The following is a 16,542-nucleotide window of genomic DNA, read 5'->3' as shown; positions in this document are numbered from 1 at the left end:
CGTTATGGAACTGGGTATGGTGGGTTTGGGCCGCATGGGTGCCAACATGGCCGAGCGTCTGGTGCACGGCGGACACGTTGTGCATGGGTACGATCCGGGCGCGGCCGCACGCAGCAGTGCGCAGGCCAAGGGAATCGTGACCGCCGATGCGCTGGCATCGCTGGTGGCGGCGCTGCCCAGCCCGCGCGTGGTGTGGTTGATGGTGCCGGCCGGCAAGATCGTCGACGACACCCTGGCGCAGCTGCTGCCGTTGCTGCAGGCCGGTGACATCGTCATCGATGGTGGCAATTCGTATTACAAGGATTCGCAGCGCCGCGCGACGCAGTTGCAGGCCAGTGGCATCGCGTTTGTCGATTGCGGCACCAGCGGCGGCATCTGGGGCCTGCAGGAAGGCTACAGCCTGATGGTGGGTGGCGAGGAAGCGGCGGTGACCACGCTGCACCCGATCCTGGCCACGTTGGCGCCAGCGCCCGACAAGGGCTGGGGCCGGGTCGGCCCGAGCGGCGCCGGCCATTTCACCAAGATGGTCCACAACGGCATCGAATACGGAATGATGCAGGCCTATGCCGAAGGCTTTGCGTTGATGCAGCACAAGAGCGATTTTGCGCTGGACCTGCACCAGGTGTCGGAGATCTGGCGCGACGGAAGCGTGGTGCGCTCGTGGCTGCTGGATCTGACGGCCGACGCGCTACGCCACAACCCCACCATGGCCGGTATCGCGCCGTTCGTGGCCGATTCGGGCGAAGGTCGCTGGACGGTGGCCGAGGCGATCGATCTGGAAGTGTCTGCACCGATCATCACCCTGTCGTTGATGGAGCGGCTGCGTTCGCGCGACAAGGATTCGTTCACCGACAAGTTGCTGGCGGCGATGCGTAACCAGTTTGGTGGGCATGCGGTGATGACCACCACCACCGCAGCGCCGACGATCGGCAGCAAGGACGCATAAGCGCGATCCGTCGGGTGGCCGCGCGTGCCTTGCGGCAGGCGGAGCCGTTGGGTAGCGGCACTGTGCTGTCAGGGTCAGGCGTGTTGCGCCAAGCCTCACGCCAAGCCGTCTGCGGCAGGTACGCGGTTCGCAGGTTCGAACGACGCAGCGCTCAGGCGTATCGGCTGTCCCGACGGATCGCGCATTCCGACGCCACGCGCTTTCCGGGCAGCCGTGCGCGCGCTGACAACGCAGGCCCTGTTGGATCACGATCGATGGCGTTGCATCGTCGGTCGCCCGCGCGGCCGGCGCGACGCAGGCTGCAGGCACATACCCATCATTGCCGGATGCTTTCGCGGACCGATAGCGCACGCTCGCATGATTGATGCGCGTGCTGCGTGGGCCGCGTGCACCGTGTAGTTGATCGTGGCCCTACAGGCCGCGCGCGCCATCCAGCCACTGCACCTGGCCGCTGGCGGCGCTGCGCTGTGCCAGCTCCAGCAAGTGGATGAGCAGCACCGCGTCGGCGCCGTCCACAGGTGCCGGGCCGGTGCCGGCCAGGGCATCGCGGAAGGCGGCATAGCACTGGCGGTAATCGCCCGGCAGGTTTTCGGGTTGATGGCTGTGCACGCGCCCTTCGTCGTCGACGCGGGTGAGCGTGCCCGGCAGCGGGTCCACCCCCCAGCCCACCGTGCCCGGACGGCGGCCGGCACGTAGCTGGTCTTCCTGCGTGTCCAGACCATGCTTGAGATAGCTGCCACGCGTGCCGTGCACGGCGAAGCGCAGGCCGTTGTCGGCCACCAGCGAGCCGGCATGCAGGATCGCGCGCAGCCGCGGGTAGTGCAGGGTGACGTGGAAATAATCGTCGCTGCGCGCCTGGCTGCGCTGGCGCTGCAGGTCCGCAGCGATGGCCTGCGGCGTGCCGAACAATTGCAGGGCCTGGTCCAGCAGATGCGGGCCCAGGTCGTACCACAGGCCTGCACCGGGAGCATCGCTTTCGCGCCAGCGGTCGCGTACCTGCGGGCGGTAGCGATCGAAGTGCGAATGGAATTCCACCACCTCGCCCAGCTGGCCTTCTTCGATCAGGCGGCGCACGGTGAGAAAGTCCGCATCCCAGCGGCGGTTCTGGAACACGCTGATGATGCGCCCGGCGTTGGCGGCCGCATCGACCATGGCGCGTGCCTGCGTGGCGTCGAGTGCGAATGGCTTGTCCACCAGCACATGCTTGCCTGCGGCCAGGGCCTGCAGCGCGAACGGCGCGTGGGTCTGATTGGGCGTGGCAAGGACGACCGCGTCGAGCGCAGGGTCGGCCAATGCGCTGTCGAGGTCGGCAACCACGGTAACGTCGGGGTAGTCGGCTTGCGCCTGTTGCGGCTTGGACGACACCACGCTGTGCAACCGCAGGCCAGGCGTGCTGGCGATCAGCGGGGCGTGGAAGGTGTGGCCCACATAGCCGTAGCCGACGACGGCCAGATTGAACGGTTTAGGCATTGAAAACGGTTCATCGCAACGACGGAGGAAGCCGGCATGGTATTGCACACGCCTGTGTGCGCCGGGTTCACAACCTCTGCATGTTGCGGTCACGCCTGCTCGACGAGCGCCACCGCAAGCTCCACGCACATTCAACAGGAGCGTCTCGGATGAAGAACATGATGCATGCACGCAAGCTGCTGGCAGTGGCGCTGTCGCTTGGCCTGACCCTGGGCGCCTCGCAGGCGTTCGCCGCACCGCAGGACATGGGTGCGCACAAGGACCACGCCTCCAAGGACCACGCTGCCGACAACATCAACGAGTCCAAGAAGCCGGTGACCGACACCTGGATCACCACCAAGGTCAAGGCCGACCTGCTCGCTACCGACAATGTGTCGGGCACCGACGTCAAGGTCGAGACCAAGAACGGCATCGTGACCCTGACCGGCACGGTGGCCACCCAGGCCGAGCACGACAAGGCTGTGGCTGTCGCCAAGGGCATCGAAGGCGTCAAGAGCGTCAAGTCGACCGGCCTGAAGGTCACCGCTGCGAAGAAGTAAGCGCAGCCGCTGCGAATGCCGGGCCGGCCGAGGCGAGGCGGCGGGACCGAGCACTAGGCGCACTCCCCAGGAGTGCGCCTTTTTTGTTGCCGTACTGCCGGTGTCGGGGACGCCGCAGCGCGACCGGGTGCTCTCGTGGCTTTCACATTTGCTGCACGTATGATATGCCCATTCAGCTATGTCACGACGGTATCTGATTTGCTGAATCGTTAATCTCGTTCGGGGCGCAATCGGAGACAATGCCGGCTGGTCCCGGGCACACGCAGCGAGCGAAGACAGACCTGGTAATGCAGACAACGGTCCAAGCAGACAGATGGGATCGCTGGCGCCTGCCTTCATTGGCGGCAGCCGTGTGTCTGATCGTCGTGGTGCCGTCGTTGCTGCTGCAGCAGATGGCGCACAACGCCAATCAGGCGGCGGTGTGGGTGTCGCACAGCCAGGACGTGCAGGAAAACGCGCAGCGCCTGGAGGCGGCGATGCGCAATGCCGAGTCGGCTGCGCTGATGCGCTCGCACGGCGTCGAGCGCCCGGCGCTGCTGGAGCGCATGCGCCGTGGGCGCAGCGAGGCCTTCGCTGCGGTGCAGCGTCTGATCGAACTGACCAAGGACAATCCCGCGCAGCAGGTGCGCATGGGGCGGATCCAGAGCACGATTGAGCGGCGGATGGTGCTGGCCGAGCGCATCGCGGTGACCACCTCGCCGGAGCAGATCCGCGCGTTGATCAACGAGATGACGCTGAGCAACCCGATCCGCGTGCTGATCGACGAGGTGCAGGTCGCCGAGGGACGCTTGCTGACCTTGCGCAATGCGCGCGCCGAGACCGAACGCCTGCATTACGCAGTGTTGAGCTGGGCCGCGCTGGCGGTGCAGCTGCTGTTGCTGGCCACGGTGATCTGGCTGCTGCAGCGGCAGATCCGTCGTCGCCTGGCGGCCGAGCAGGAATACCTGCGTGCCAACGGCCGTGCCAGTTCGGTGCTGCAGACCGTGCGCGAGCCGATCGTGTTGCTGGATGCCAGCCAGCGCATCGTGCTGCACAACCCGGCGTTCGCCGAGCTGTATGGCCTGGAGGATCGCGGCAACGAATTGATGACGTTGGACGAGGTGGGCGAGGGCGCGTGGCGCGATCCGCAGATCCACCAGCGGCTGGCCGATGTGTTGCTGCGCGGCCGCGAGCTGTGGGATTTCGAGCATGAGCAGCGCGGCGCCGATGGCGTGTTGCGCACCATGCTGATCAATGCGCGGCGCATGCCGTTGCCCGACACCGCCGACGAGGACGTGGTGCTGATGACGGTGAGCGATATCAGCCTGCAGAAGGCGTCGCAGCTGCGCATCCAGGAGCTCAACCGGCAGATGGAAGGCAAGGTGGAGCAGGTTTCGGAGGTCAACCGCGAGCTGGAAGCCTTCAGCTATTCGGTCTCGCACGACCTGCGCGCGCCGTTGCGGCACGTGGCCGGTTTCTCGGACAAGCTGGCGCGCCACCTGGGCGATGCAGCCGACGAAAAATCGCGCCATTACATGGAAGTGATCAGCTCCTCGGCGCGGCGCATGGCCTCGCTGATCGACGACCTGTTGGTGTACTCGCGCCTGGGCCGCAGTGCGTTGCGGCTGCAGGCGGTGGACATGCAATCGCTGGTCGCCGAAACGCGCGCGATCCTGGATTCCAACCTGCAGAGCGAGAATACCGGTCACCGTGTGGACTGGCAGATCGCGCCGTTGCCGGTGCTGGTGGCCGACGAAAACATGATGCGCCAGCTGTGGATGAACCTGCTGGGCAACGCCGTCAAATACAGCGCCAAGCGCGAGGTGGCCAAGATCGAGGTCACCTATACGCCGATGGCCGATGGCGGGCATCAGTTCAGCGTGCGCGACAACGGTGCCGGCTTCGACATGGAGTACAGCGCCAAGTTGTTCGGCGTGTTCCAGCGGTTGCACAAGGCCAGCGAGTACGCCGGCACCGGCATCGGTTTGGCCAGCGTGCGGCGCGTGCTGACGCGCCATGGCGGCCGCATCTGGGCCGAAGGCATCGTCGATGAAGGTGCCACGTTTTATTTCGTGCTTCCCCCTGCGCTCGAAGCGCCCAACCAAGAGTTCACCGTATGACCGCCATTCGTACCATTCTTCTGGCAGAAGACAGCCCGGCCGATGCGGAAATGGCGGTCGACGCCCTGCGTGAAGCCCGTCTGGCCAACCCCATCGTGCACGTCGAGGACGGTGTGGAAGCGATGGATTACCTGCTGCGCCGTGGCGCCTTCGCCGATCGCGAGGAAGGCCTGCCGGCGGTGTTGCTGCTGGACATCAAGATGCCGCGCCTGGACGGGCTGGAAGTGCTCAAGCAGGTACGCAGCGACGAAACGCTCAAGCGCCTGCCGGTGGTGATCCTGTCGTCTTCGCGCGAAGAGAGCGACCTGGCGCGCAGCTGGGACCTGGGCGTCAATGCCTATGTGGTCAAGCCGGTGGATGTCGACCAGTTCTTCAACGCGGTCAAGACGCTCGGGACCTTCTGGGCGGTGATCAACCAGGCACCGGAGCTGGACTGAACCATGCCGCATGAGGGTGGCAAGCTGGAGCAGCTGAAGATCCTTCTGGTGGAAGATTCACCGGAAGATGCCGAGCTGTTGTCCGATCAGTTGCTCGATGCCGGGATCGATGCGGCATTCGAGCGCGTGGACAGCGAGCCCTCGCTGCGGAGCGCGCTGGATACGTTCCAGCCGGACATCGTGCTGTCGGACCTGAGCATGCCGGGGTTTTCCGGTCACCAGGCGCTGCGGTTGGTGCGCCAGAACGGCGCCACCCCCTTCATCTTCGTCTCCGGCACCATGGGCGAGGAGACCGCGGTCAAGGCGCTGCAGGATGGCGCCAACGACTACATCATCAAGCACAACCCCACGCGATTGCCGAGTGCGGTGGTGCGCGCGATCCGCGAGGCGCGCGCCGATCTGGAACGCCAGCGCGTGGAGAGCGAGTTGATGCGTGCGCAGCGCCTGGAAAGCCTGGCGATGCTGGCGGCCGGCCTGAGCCACGATCTGCGCAACATCCTGCAGCCGTTGCTGATCGTGCCCGACCTGCTGGCCGGGCGCACCGACGACCCGCAGTTGCGGCAGCTGGCCAATGTGGTGGCCGAATGCGGCCGGCGTGGCCACGAGATGGCCGAGTCGATGCTCTCGTTCGTGCGCGGCTCCAACAAGCCGCGCGAGCAGGTGTCCATCGCCAACCTGTTCCAGGCCGTGCAGATGCTGCTCAAGAGCAGCCTGCCCGACGGGGTGCGCCTGCAGATGGACGCCATCGCCTCGGACCTGACCATCGAAGCCAACTACACCGAGTTGCAGCAATGCCTGCTCAACCTGGGCTTGAACGCGATCCAGGCCATGCCCGGCGGTGGCACCTTGATTCTGTCGGCCGACCAGCACGATGCCACGCGCGTGCGCATGAGCGTGGCCGATACCGGCGTGGGCATGAGCGACGAAACCCGCGCACGCCTGTTCAGCCCGTTCTTCACCACCAAGGCCGATGGCACCGGGCTTGGCCTGATCTCGTGCAAGCGCATCGTGGAAAGCTACGGTGGCAGCATCCAGGTCGACAGCCGCCTGGGCGAGGGCACGCGCTTTGACATGATCGTGCCGATGCGTGCGGCGGCAGTCGTGGCGGCCGAGACCGACCCGCCGCTTGCGCTTGGCCAGGGCCAGCGCATCCTGCTGGTGGATGGCGAGGCCACGCGCCTGTCGCTGCTGGGCAATGCCCTGTCCAGTCAGGGCTATCAGCCGCAGCTGGCCACCGATGGCGCTGCCGCGCTGCAGCTGGTGCAGCAGCACGCCATGCCGGATCTGGTGATCATCGACAGCGACATCATCCTGCTGTCTGCGGTGAGCGTGCTGCTGAGCATGCAGGAGCTGGGGTATCAGGGCCCGGCAATCGTGCTGGAAGACATGGGCGCGCCGTTGCAGCGCGTGCACTTTCCGCCGGATATCCCGGTGCATGTGTTGCGCAAGCCGCTGGAGATGCGCCGCGTGTTCCGTGCCGTGGCGCACGCGCTCGAAGTGGCCTGAGGCCGCATCGGTCCGCTGCGTGGGTGCCGGACCACCGCCGGCATGCCGCAACAGTTGACGCTGACGCCGGCCGCATGCGCGAATACCGCATGACCACCGTGCTTCTCAGCCTCGGCAGCAATGTCCAGCCGACTCATTACCTGCGCTTGGCCGTGGCGGCCTTGCGCGCGCGCTTTGGCCCGCTCGCGGTATCCCCGGCGTATCGCACGCCGGCCGTGGGCTTCGACGGGCCGGATTTCGTCAACAACGCCGTGGCGCTGCAGACCGATCTGGAGCTGCATGCGCTCGATCACTGGTTGCATGCGCTGGAAGACGCGCATGGCCGCGATCGCAGCGGGCCACGCTTCAGCGACCGTACCCTGGATGTGGACGTGGTGTTCTTCGGCGATTGCATCATCGAAGGCCCGGGCCAGTTGCGCATCCCGCGCCCCGAGCTCAAGCACGCGTTCGTGCTGAAGCCGCTGGCCGACATCGCGCCGGACTTCGTCGATCCGTTGAGCGGGCAGACACTGGCCGCGCTCTGGCAGGCGCATGCGCAGTACGGCGCTGCCTTTACCACGGTGGACCTGGAGCCCGCAGCGGCAACGGCCGATATCGCGCAGTAGCGCCGCCGCCCGACCGGCGTCACTGCGCTACCGTGGTTGCGTGCAGCGCAGGGCGAGCGCGCGGATGCGCTGTGACTGGCGAAGGTTGCCGGCGTCGCAGCCGCGCGTGCAGGCACGCAAGCCCGCCAAGAGCGGCCGACAAACCGTCGCGAGCAGTGTCAGGTGTGGGCGCGGCCGACGCGCATGAACCGGCGCGTACGAGCGGCACATGCCGATTCCGGCCAGCGGCCGCGCGCGCCTGGCAGCCGTGCAGTCGTCGTGCTGGCCGCTCTAGCTGAGCTGGCGGCCGCCATCCACATGCAAGGTGTGGCCGGTGATGAAACCGGCGTCGTCCAGCAGCCAGCGCACGGCCTCGGCAATTTCTTCCGGCGTGCCGATGCGCGCCAGCGGGGTGCGTGCCAGCAGCGCCTGCTTGGCGTCGGAGGGCTTGCCTTCTTCCGGCCACAGGATCGCGCCGGGCGCCACCGCATTGACGCGCACCTGGGGCGCCAGCTCCAGCGCCAGCGAGCGGGTGAGCATCTCCAGTGCGCTCTTGGAGGCGCCATACAGGGGGTGGTTGCGCATCGGCTGCTGCGCGTGCAGGTCGGTGAGGTTGACGATGGCGCCATGGTGCTGGCGCAGCTGCGCGGCAGCGGCCTGGGCAATGAAGAACGGCGCACGCGCATTGACCGCGAACAACGCGTCCCATTGCTCCGGCGTGGCCTCGCCCAGGGCGGTGGGAAAAAACGCCGAGGCGTTGTTGACCACCGCATCCAGGCGGCCGAACGCATCGATGCACTCGGCCACCAACTGCGCAGGGGCCTGTGGCAGGCGCAGATCCGCAGACAGTGCGTGCGCACTGCCGGCGCGTTGTGCGCACAGTTCGGTCACGCGTGCGTCCAGCGCCTGGCCGGAGTGGTGCGCATGCAAGGCCACGCGGTAGCCGGCTGCGTGCAGCGTGGTGGCGATCTGTGCGCCGATGCGGCGGGCTGCACCGGTGATCAACACCACCTTGGAACTGTCTGTCATGGCGTACTCGCTCGGCGTTGCAAAGGGCTCGGCTATCCTGTGCATTGTCCCCGCAACCGGTGCCCGCATGCACGCCGACCTTCCCACTCCCGATTCGGACGCGCTGGCGCACAGCGACCAGTTGGCCGCGCACCTGCGCGCCGAAATCCAGGCCGCTGGGGGTGCGATTCCGTTCTCGCGCTTCATGGAGCTGGCGCTGTATGCGCCGGGCCTGGGCTATTACAGCGCCGGCGCAAGCAAGTTCGGCGAGGCCGGTGATTTTGTCACCGCACCCGAGCTTGGGCCGCTGTTTGCGGCCACCGTCTCCGGTGCGCTGGCCCCGGTGCTGCAGCAGCTCGGGCCGCAGGCGCGGGTGCTGGAAGTCGGTGGCGGCAGCGGCGCATTTGCCGAAGTCACCCTCAAGCGGTTGCTGGAGCTGGATGCGCTGCCCGAGCGCTACGCGATCCTGGAGCCCAGCGCCGACCTGCGCGAGCGGCAGCGCGAACGCCTGGGCCGCAGCCTGATTCCGCCGGTGTTCGATCTGGTCGAGTGGCTGGATGCGCCGTTCCCCGACGATTGGGATGGCGTGCTGTTCGCCAACGAGGTGATCGATGCATTGCCGACGCCGCGGTTCGCGTTGCGCGATGGCGAGGTCTACGAGGAAACCGTGGTCCTGGACGCGCAGCAGCAGTTTGCACGTGGCGAGCAGCCGGCTGATGCGTTGTTGAGCGCGGCGGTGCGCCACCTCGAGCGCTACCTGCAACAGCCGTTTGCGGACGGTTACCGCTCCGAGTTGCTGCCGCAGCTGCCGTACTGGATCCAGGCGGTGGCCGGCGGTCTCAAACGCGGTGCAATGCTGTTTGTCGATTACGGTTATCCGCGCGGCGAGTTCTATCGTGCGCAGCGCGAAGACGGCACCTTGCGGGCGTTCTATCGCCATCGCATGCATGAAGACCTGTATCGCTGGCCAGGTCTGCAGGACCTGACGGCTTCGGTGGACTTCACCGCGTTGGCCGAGGCCGGCACCGGTGCCGGTTTCGAGTTGGCCGGCTACTGCACGCAGGCGAGTTTCCTGCTGGGCAATGGGCTGGATGCCTTGCTGGCCCAGGCCGAGACGCGCACCGATGACGTGGGGCGCATGCGCCTGCGCGAGCAGATCAAGCGGCTGACCTTGCCCAGCGAGATGGGCGAGCGCTTCCAGGTGATGGGGTTCTCGCGCGATGTGGACTTCGCTCCTGCATTCCTGGCCGGCGATCTTACGTGGCGGCTGTGACCCCGGCGCTACGGCCGTTCCATCGGCCGCGCGTGTGGGTAGGATTGTGGGTCGCGGCCATCGGCGTTCTCATCGCGGTGTGCCTTGGGCCGCCGCCGGAATTTCCGGAGCTGCCGTCCAACAGCGACAAGGCCGAACATTTCCTGAGTTTTGCGCTGTTGTGCTGGGGGGCGGTGCAGTTGTTCGCAACGCGACGTGCGCTGTTGCTGGCGGCGTTCGGGTTGGTGCTGTTGGGGATCGGGATCGAGATTGCGCAGGGGGCACTGACCACCAATCGCAGTGCCGATCCCTATGACGCGCTGGCCGACACCTTGGGCATCCTGGCCGGGTTGTGCCTGACATGGACGCCGCTGCGCTTGGTGATGCTGCGAATGGATCAGCGTTTGTTTGGTGCACGCTGATTCTGCAAGACGGTATGGGCAGGGCCGCAGATTCACGGGGTGTCCTGCTGGCAGTGAGGGTGCGGCGCGTTCGACCATGCTTCAAGAGCCGGGGGATCACGATGCGCACAGCGCATGGGTCTCACCTGATTGTTCACTACGGACAGATCAGGCGGAGAGCTGATCATCTGCTCCGTCGCGTCAGGGCCCTTGCCCGCCCACCATCGCAGGACACGCTGCAAGTACATCCATGTAGCTCCTTGGCGGCATCCATGCCGCCAAGGGTCCCGCGACGGTGGGCGGGCAAGGACCAGTCGTGTTGGTCGGTGTGCAGAGCTATCAGCAGAGCAACCAGCAAACCATGCGATGCGGTCTCTTCGCTCTTCAGTAGAACCACCAACCAACTGTCTGGCGTGGTGTCCTCGCCGATTGCGGGACCGTGTGGCGGCATGGATGCCGCCACCGAGCCTCCACGGACGGATTCACGGCGTGTCCCGCGAGCGGTGAGGGCGCCACGCGCTCGACCAGACTTGAAGATCGCCAAGTGATCGCGATAGGCACAGTGCAGGCGTCTCGACCTGCTTGCTCAAGACGGACAAATCAGGCGTAGAGCGAATGATCTGCGCCTTTACGGCAGGGCCCTTGCCCGCCCACCATCGCAGGACACGCTGCAAGTACGTCCATGTAAGCTCCGTGGCGGCATCCATGCCGCCAAGGGTCCCGCGACGGTGGGCGGGCAAGGACCAGTCGCGATGGTCGGTACGCAGCGTTTTCGACAAGCAATCGACAAGCAACCGACAAGCAACCGACAAGCAACCGACAAGCAGCGTGACGCGGTGTCTTCGCCGTGGAGCTGATCTAGTCCTCCGGACAAGTCGTCGGCAGCGCGGCAGTTCCATGGCGACCGCATATGGAGTGCTTGTCGTTGTCAGACGGGCATGCGTACCGGGCGCTCGCGCAACCACTTGGTTGCCACCCACTTTTCGCCGGCCAATACGGGGGCGCCGGCATGCAGGCTACGCGTCATCGGGTGTGGGCGGTCGTAGCTGAAAAACACTGCGTTACCTTTCACTGCGGCAACGTCCAGATGCACGTCGGGGAAGCGGGTGGCACCACCGCGTTCGGGCGTGTTGAGGTACATCACCAACGACGCGACGCGTTGACCGCCGGCCTGCAGCAACACCGGCGTGCCCGCGGCGTCGGGGTCGAAGTAATCGTAGTGCGGCTGATATTCTGCACCGGTGACGTAGCGCAACACCTGCAGGCCTTCGCCGTGGTCCACCGGCCAATCGAGCAGGCGCGAGATGCGCGCTTCGATGCTTCGGCAAATTGCGTCCTGGCCCAGCTGCAGGCACATGCTGTGGCTGGTGCGTGCGGCATGCACGATCTGCGCGCCGTTGCGGTTGTCTACCGTACGTGAGCGCACCAGCTGCGGTTGTGCGAGTGCGATCAATGCATCGCATTCGGCATCGGACAGGAATTTCTCCAGCACTACCACGCGCGGCAGCAGCAGGCTGATCAGTACACGCACCTGACGGTCGCCCAGATCCAGTAGCGATGCATCGTCGTGTTGCAGCAGTGCGGGTACGCGCACCGGCAAGGGCAGGCCGTTTGCCTGTGCGTGTTGCTGGATATGGGCGCGCACCAGCGTCTCGACTGCATCGATGGCGTCCTGCTCGTTCCAGCCCTGATCGAGCAACGGCTGTAGCGCTTGCTCGGGTGGTTGGCCGGCCACGGCCTGCGCAACGATCCAGTCGGCCAATGCTGGAGCAATCGGGAGGGATGTCATCCCGCCACAGTGCATGCCGAGGTGTGTCAGTGGTGTGTCAAGTGTGTCGTGGTAAGACAAATGCAACAGACGCCCCCTATAACGGTGACGGGGATCTTGAACGTGCTCGCCACTGCAGTGAGCGGAACGCAACCAATTCTTGACGACTCCTCTTCATACCGGACCTTTTGACCTGGAGATCAGCCGCATGTCCGTTCGCAATAGCAGCAAGACACTTCTCATGACGTTCGGGACCGCGCTGGCGTTGTCTGCCTGCGGTGGCGGTGCCGACCGTGTCGCGTCGCCGGGCGAAGGCGCGTTTCCGCCTGCACCGGCCCCCGCACCGACGCCGGCGCCCACGCCTGCACCGACGCCTGCACCCACACCGACCGGCCCGGCCGCAGATTGCCCGACCGGCTTTTCCAACGTGGGCACCATCGCCAACAACACGCTGCGCTCGTGTCAGTTGCCGGAGACCATCACCGGCAATCTGGTGGTGCCGGCCCGTGCAGGCACGGCGTATTCGATCAGCGGCCGTGTCAACGTCGGCACCGATCGCGGCGGCAATGCCACCGCGCCAGCGGCCGGCAGCACGCAGGGCATCCTGACCATCGAACCGGGCGTGACCTTGTACGGTTCTGCCGGCAGCGACTACATCGTGGTCAACCGCGGCTCGCAGATCTTTGCCGAAGGCAGCGCCACCGCACCGATCGTGTTCACTGCGCGCCAGGCGCTGGATGGCACGGTGAGCGCCAACACCATCGGCCTGTGGGGCGGCATCGTGGTGCTGGGGCGTGCGGCGATCAACAACTGCCCGGGCACCACCGTGTCGGGCACACCGGAGTGCCAGGCGCAGGTCGAAGGTACCAACGCGTTCTACGGCGGTAACAGCGCAACCGACAACAGCGGCTCGCTACGCTACCTGCGCGTGATGTATTCGGGCTTTGAAATCTCGCCCAACAACGAGCTGCAGGGCATCACCCTGGCGGGCGTGGGCAGCGGCACGCGCCTGGATTACGTGCAGATCCACAACAGCTCCGACGACGGCATCGAATGGTTCGGTGGCACCGTCAACGGCAGCCACATCGTGATCACCGGCGCCGACGACGATTCGCTGGATACCGATGCCGGCTGGAGCGGCGCCCTTCAGTACGGCATCGTGGTGCAGCGCGCCGGTGGCGGCGACCGCATGAACGAGTGGAGCAGCCTGCGCCGCCAGCCGTATTCGCGCCCGAAGGTGGCCAACTTCACCTACGTGGGCAATGCGCGCGCCGGTGCGGCGATCATGCTCAACCAGGGCACCCAGGCAGCGTTCTACAACTCGGTGTTCACCCGTCCTGCCGGCGGCACCGGCGATGGCCTGGTGTGCCTGAACATGGCCGATGCCGACACCGCGGGCACCTTCCACTCGGTGTTCTTCGCCTGCCCGACCGCATTCGGCAGCGATGCGCGTGCAGCCAGCCAGTTTGCAGCCGGCACCAACAACGTTGCCAACGGCGTGTCCACGCTGCAGAACACCTTCGTCAATGGCGCCAACGAAACCGCGGTGCCGGCGTTCCAGGGCTTGAACGGGGTGAGCAGCTTCTTCCAGCAGGTGAACTACATCGGCGGCGTGCGCGATGCCAACGACACCTGGTGGCAAGGCTGGACCTGCGGCCTGACCGCCGATCGTCCCTGCTGAGGCACGGCATTGCGCGGCGGCCCGACGCCGCCGCGCGATGCGTCCCGCTTCATCTTTCTGTTGCCAGGGCTCCCACGATGCGAACCTCCACTGTTGCCCGTCTCTCGCGGACGGGCCTGTCTCTTTCCATTTCCACCTTGCTGTTTTCCGGCGCTGCGCTGGCGCAGTCGACCACCACCGATGCCGGCGCCAGCAGCGGCAGTAGCAGCACCGCTACCAGTACGCCCAAGCAACTCGACCAGGTCGTGGTGCGCGGCGAATACATTCCCGAACCGATGCTGCAGACCTCCGAAGTGGCCTCGTTCGTCACCCGCGAGGACATGGAGCGCACCGGCGACAGCAGCGCGGCGGTGGCGTTGACGCGCGTCACCGGGCTGAGCCTGTCGCGCGGCAAGTATGTGTATGTGCGCGGCCTGGGCGAGCGTTATTCGTCGGCGCTGTTCAACGGCTCGCCGTTGCCCAGCCCCGAGCCGATGCAGCGCGTGGTGCCGCTGGACCTGTTCCCCAGCGACGTACTGCAAAGCGTGACCGTGCAGAAGACCTATTCGGCCGATTATCCGGGTGAATTCGGCGGTGGCGTGATCGATCTGCAGTCGATGACGGTGCCGGACAAGCCGTTCCTGTCGCTCACCGTGGGCGGCGGCGCCAATAGCGTCAGTACCGGCGAGAAGGGCCTGACGTATTACGGCTCCGGCGACGACGAGTGGGGCTTTGATGATGGCACGCGCAAGCAGCCGGGCGCGTTGCGCGATGCGATCGGCAGTGGGCGCCGCGTGGACCTGGGGAATTTCTCGCGCGAGGACATCCGCCGCATCGGGCGCAGCATGAACGATGCCAACCTGTATGTGCTGCAGGAAAAGGACAGCATCGCCCCGGACGTCAACGTGGGCGCCAGCGCCGGCTACAGCATGGACGTGGGCGAGGCCAAGCTGGGCATCGTCGCCGTTGCCAGCTACGACAACGAATGGCGCACGCGGACCGGCAAGCAGCAGGACGGCATCTTTGTCGGCGACAGCGTGGAGTTCAATTCCAACTACGACTTCGCCACCACCCGCAACAACGTGCGCAGCAACGGCATGCTGGGGCTGGGCTGGGAATATGGGCGCCACAAGATCGGCTGGACCACCTTGTATGTGCACGACGCACTGAAGGTGGCGCGCAGCCGTGCCGGCCGCGATGAGCTGGCAGGTTTCGATGTGCGCGACGACAACACCGAGTGGTACGAGCGCCAGCTGATCAACAACCAGCTGCTCGGCTCGCATGCATTCGGCGAATACGATGACCTCAAGATCGAGTGGCGCGCCGCAGTGGCCAATGCAAGCCGTGATGTGCCCTACGAGACCGGCATCCGCTACGAGCTGCTGGATGGCTACTGGGCGCACGATGCGTCGCGCGTGCAGAACTACACCCGCTTCAGCAAGGTCGACGACACCGTGGCCAGCGGTGGTGTGGATGTCACCTGGCGCCTGCCGATCGAGCACGACCTCACCATCAAGGGCGGCCTGGCGTATCTGGACAACGACCGCAGCGCGTGGAGCCGCGAATTCCGCTTCCTGGCCCTGGACGGCCCGCTGCCGTTCCTGAACCAGTATCAGCGCGTGGACTATCTGCTCTCCGACTACAACCTCAGCAACGATCTGCTGCGGCTGCGCGAGACCACCGGCAGTTTCGGTGCGGCCGCCTACGACGCCACCTTGAAGGTGAAGGCGGCGTACCTGCAGGCCGAAGGCGAGATCGTGCCGACCCTGCGCGCCACCGTCGGTGTGCGTTATGAAGACGCCACGCAGGCGGTGCATCCGTACGACATCTTCACTGGCGTACGCCAGGACAGCGTGGCACCGCTGGAGAACAGCTACGCGCTGCCATCGGCCACGGTGACCTGGAACTTTGCCGAGAACCAGCAGCTGCGCTTTGGTGCATCCAAGACCATCGCGCGCCCGCAGTTCCGCGAGATGGCGCCGCAGCAGTATCTGGACCCGGATATCGACCGCCAGTTCTTCGGCAACCCGTTCCTGGTCGATAGCGAGCTGGTCAACCTGGATGCGCGGTACGAGTGGTTCTTCGAGCCGGGCGAGTATTTCACCGTCGGCGCGTTCTACAAGAGCATCGACAAGCCGATCGAAGCCATCGTCAACGATGCACCCGGCGGCGGCATCGTGCAGAGCTTCATCAATGCGCCCGAGGCCACCTTGTACGGCATCGAGCTGGAGGCCAAGAAATATCTGGACCTGCCGATCGCGGCCGACTGGTGGGGCGACAAGCGGGTGTTCGTGTCCGGCAACTATACGCGCACCAAGTCGGAGGTGAGTGCCAGCGACGGCGACACCGTGCAGCCGTTCGGCTTCAGTGCACCGGTGCAGGCCAACCTGTTCATTCGTGATGGCTCCGCACTGCAGGGGCAGTCGGATGACATCGCCAATCTGCAGATCGGCGTGGAAAGCGAGAGCACGCACAGCCAGGCCACGTTGATCGCCAACTATGTGGGCGAGCGGGTGTCGGCGCGTGGCCGTCCCGGCCAGCCGGACTACATCGACAAGCCCGGCACTTCGCTGGATCTGGTGATCAAGAAGGGCCTGGTGTGGTCGGGCGATACGTTGTCGGTGAACTTGGCCGCACGCAATCTGCTCAAGACCAAATACCAGGAGTATCAAAAGCTGGGCAGCAACCGGGTGGACCTGTACACCTACCAGCCCGGCATCAGTTATGACATCAGTGTGACCGCACGTTTCTGAGCCGTCGCACGCGTCCGTCACCGCAAACGCCCGTCGTGCCACGCACGGCGGGCGTTTGCGTTCTGCCGCACGTCGGCCTGTGCCGGCTTGTGTCATCGCTTTCTTCGAACTGACACATT

13 protein-coding genes and 1 other RNA gene are annotated in these 16,542 nt (G+C 65.8%); 10 read left to right on the top strand and 4 right to left on the bottom strand.

Annotation, left to right across the window (positions count from 1 at the left end; all coding sequences use genetic code 11):
* The first annotated feature begins 4 nt into the window (after positions 1-4).
* Positions 5-946 (top strand): phosphogluconate dehydrogenase (NAD(+)-dependent, decarboxylating), encoded by a 942-nt coding sequence (gnd, locus tag XnspCFBP7698_RS13140; RefSeq protein ID WP_047697154.1) that lies wholly within the window; start codon positions 5-7, stop codon positions 944-946.
* A gap of 411 nt (positions 947-1,357) precedes the next feature.
* On the opposite strand, the gene XnspCFBP7698_RS13135 is transcribed toward gnd, so the two are convergent.
* A complete protein-coding gene (locus XnspCFBP7698_RS13135) occupies positions 1,358-2,416 on the bottom strand; it encodes an oxidoreductase (protein ID WP_047697152.1) in 1,059 nt (352 codons plus the stop codon).
* A gap of 149 nt (positions 2,417-2,565) precedes the next feature.
* On the opposite strand from XnspCFBP7698_RS13135, the gene XnspCFBP7698_RS13130 reads away from it, so the two are divergent.
* From XnspCFBP7698_RS13130 to folK, 5 genes are all read left to right on the top strand, one after another.
* Positions 2,566-2,955, top strand: coding sequence for a BON domain-containing protein (locus XnspCFBP7698_RS13130; RefSeq protein ID WP_199680151.1), 390 nt, complete (start codon positions 2,566-2,568; stop codon positions 2,953-2,955).
* A gap of 287 nt (positions 2,956-3,242) precedes the next feature.
* Positions 3,243-5,054, top strand: a complete 1,812-nt coding sequence (locus XnspCFBP7698_RS13125) for an ATP-binding protein (protein ID WP_104579138.1) — start codon at positions 3,243-3,245, stop codon at positions 5,052-5,054.
* Positions 5,051-5,491 (top strand): response regulator, encoded by a 441-nt coding sequence (locus tag XnspCFBP7698_RS13120; protein ID WP_039404375.1) that lies wholly within the window; start codon positions 5,051-5,053, stop codon positions 5,489-5,491. Before XnspCFBP7698_RS13125 ends, XnspCFBP7698_RS13120 begins: the two co-directional genes overlap by 4 nt.
* Before the next feature lie 3 nt (positions 5,492-5,494).
* The gene (locus XnspCFBP7698_RS13115) at positions 5,495-6,997 is read left to right on the top strand and encodes a hybrid sensor histidine kinase/response regulator (RefSeq protein WP_104579137.1); all 1,503 of its coding nucleotides are present in this window, start codon (positions 5,495-5,497) and stop codon (positions 6,995-6,997) included.
* An 89-nt stretch (positions 6,998-7,086) separates the two neighbouring features.
* A complete protein-coding gene (folK, locus tag XnspCFBP7698_RS13110) occupies positions 7,087-7,602 on the top strand; it encodes a 2-amino-4-hydroxy-6-hydroxymethyldihydropteridine diphosphokinase (protein WP_039404399.1) in 516 nt (171 codons plus the stop codon).
* A gap of 133 nt (positions 7,603-7,735) precedes the next feature.
* On the opposite strand, the gene XnspCFBP7698_RS13105 is transcribed toward folK, so the two are convergent.
* Together XnspCFBP7698_RS13105 and XnspCFBP7698_RS13100 are read right to left on the bottom strand one after the other, a co-directional pair.
* A non-coding RNA gene (locus XnspCFBP7698_RS13105) (sX9 sRNA) lies at positions 7,736-7,812 on the bottom strand.
* Positions 7,813-7,872: 60 nt separating this feature from the next.
* On the bottom strand, positions 7,873-8,610 hold the full coding sequence (locus tag XnspCFBP7698_RS13100) for a pteridine reductase (RefSeq protein ID WP_104579136.1): 738 nt from the start codon (positions 8,608-8,610) through the stop codon (positions 7,873-7,875).
* On the opposite strand from XnspCFBP7698_RS13100, the gene XnspCFBP7698_RS13095 reads away from it, so the two are divergent.
* On the top strand, positions 8,609-9,862 hold the full coding sequence (locus XnspCFBP7698_RS13095) for a class I SAM-dependent methyltransferase (protein WP_179453640.1): 1,254 nt from the start codon (positions 8,609-8,611) through the stop codon (positions 9,860-9,862). The genes XnspCFBP7698_RS13100 and XnspCFBP7698_RS13095 overlap by 2 nt on opposite strands.
* Positions 9,850-10,263: a VanZ family protein gene (locus XnspCFBP7698_RS13090; RefSeq protein ID WP_047697142.1), complete on the top strand. Its 414-nt coding sequence runs from the start codon at positions 9,850-9,852 to the stop codon at positions 10,261-10,263. The genes XnspCFBP7698_RS13095 and XnspCFBP7698_RS13090 overlap by 13 nt, the downstream gene beginning before the upstream one ends.
* Before the next feature lie 907 nt (positions 10,264-11,170).
* Here the strand turns inward: XnspCFBP7698_RS13090 and XnspCFBP7698_RS13075 are convergent.
* On the bottom strand, positions 11,171-12,031 hold the full coding sequence (locus XnspCFBP7698_RS13075) for a 2OG-Fe(II) oxygenase (protein ID WP_104579134.1): 861 nt from the start codon (positions 12,029-12,031) through the stop codon (positions 11,171-11,173).
* 187 nt (positions 12,032-12,218) lie between these two features.
* Here XnspCFBP7698_RS13075 and XnspCFBP7698_RS13070 point away from each other — a divergent pair, with 187 nt between their 5' ends.
* Together XnspCFBP7698_RS13070 and XnspCFBP7698_RS13065 are read left to right on the top strand one after the other, a co-directional pair.
* On the top strand, positions 12,219-13,691 hold the full coding sequence (locus tag XnspCFBP7698_RS13070; protein ID WP_039414079.1) for a hypothetical protein: 1,473 nt from the start codon (positions 12,219-12,221) through the stop codon (positions 13,689-13,691).
* A 77-nt stretch (positions 13,692-13,768) separates the two neighbouring features.
* Positions 13,769-16,423: a TonB-dependent receptor gene (locus XnspCFBP7698_RS13065; RefSeq protein ID WP_104579133.1), complete on the top strand. Its 2,655-nt coding sequence runs from the start codon at positions 13,769-13,771 to the stop codon at positions 16,421-16,423.
* The last annotated feature ends 119 nt before the right edge of the window (positions 16,424-16,542 follow it).

The organism is Xanthomonas sp. CFBP 7698 (genome assembly GCF_003600855.1).
Taxonomy (GTDB): Bacteria; Pseudomonadota; Gammaproteobacteria; order Xanthomonadales; family Xanthomonadaceae; genus Xanthomonas; species Xanthomonas cannabis.
This window is presented reverse-complemented; position numbering and strand designations above follow the sequence as displayed.

Excerpts from the sequence above, each read along its gene's own strand:
- gnd (WP_047697154.1), top strand. The coding sequence starts at position 5 with ATGGAACTGGGTATGGTGGGTTTGGGCCGCATGGGTGCCAACATGGCC.
- XnspCFBP7698_RS13135 (WP_047697152.1), bottom strand. The coding sequence starts at position 2,416 with ATGCCTAAACCGTTCAATCTGGCCGTCGTCGGCTACGGCTATGTGGGC.
- XnspCFBP7698_RS13130 (WP_199680151.1), top strand. The coding sequence starts at position 2,566 with ATGAAGAACATGATGCATGCACGCAAGCTGCTGGCAGTGGCGCTGTCG.
- XnspCFBP7698_RS13125 (WP_104579138.1), top strand. The coding sequence starts at position 3,243 with ATGCAGACAACGGTCCAAGCAGACAGATGGGATCGCTGGCGCCTGCCT.
- XnspCFBP7698_RS13120 (WP_039404375.1), top strand. The coding sequence starts at position 5,051 with ATGACCGCCATTCGTACCATTCTTCTGGCAGAAGACAGCCCGGCCGAT.
- XnspCFBP7698_RS13115 (WP_104579137.1), top strand. The coding sequence starts at position 5,495 with ATGCCGCATGAGGGTGGCAAGCTGGAGCAGCTGAAGATCCTTCTGGTG.
- folK (WP_039404399.1), top strand. The coding sequence starts at position 7,087 with ATGACCACCGTGCTTCTCAGCCTCGGCAGCAATGTCCAGCCGACTCAT.
- XnspCFBP7698_RS13095 (WP_179453640.1), top strand. The coding sequence starts at position 8,609 with ATGGCGTACTCGCTCGGCGTTGCAAAGGGCTCGGCTATCCTGTGCATT.
- XnspCFBP7698_RS13100 (WP_104579136.1), bottom strand. The coding sequence starts at position 8,610 with ATGACAGACAGTTCCAAGGTGGTGTTGATCACCGGTGCAGCCCGCCGC.
- XnspCFBP7698_RS13075 (WP_104579134.1), bottom strand. The coding sequence starts at position 12,031 with ATGACATCCCTCCCGATTGCTCCAGCATTGGCCGACTGGATCGTTGCG.
- XnspCFBP7698_RS13070 (WP_039414079.1), top strand. The coding sequence starts at position 12,219 with ATGTCCGTTCGCAATAGCAGCAAGACACTTCTCATGACGTTCGGGACC.
- XnspCFBP7698_RS13065 (WP_104579133.1), top strand. The coding sequence starts at position 13,769 with ATGCGAACCTCCACTGTTGCCCGTCTCTCGCGGACGGGCCTGTCTCTT.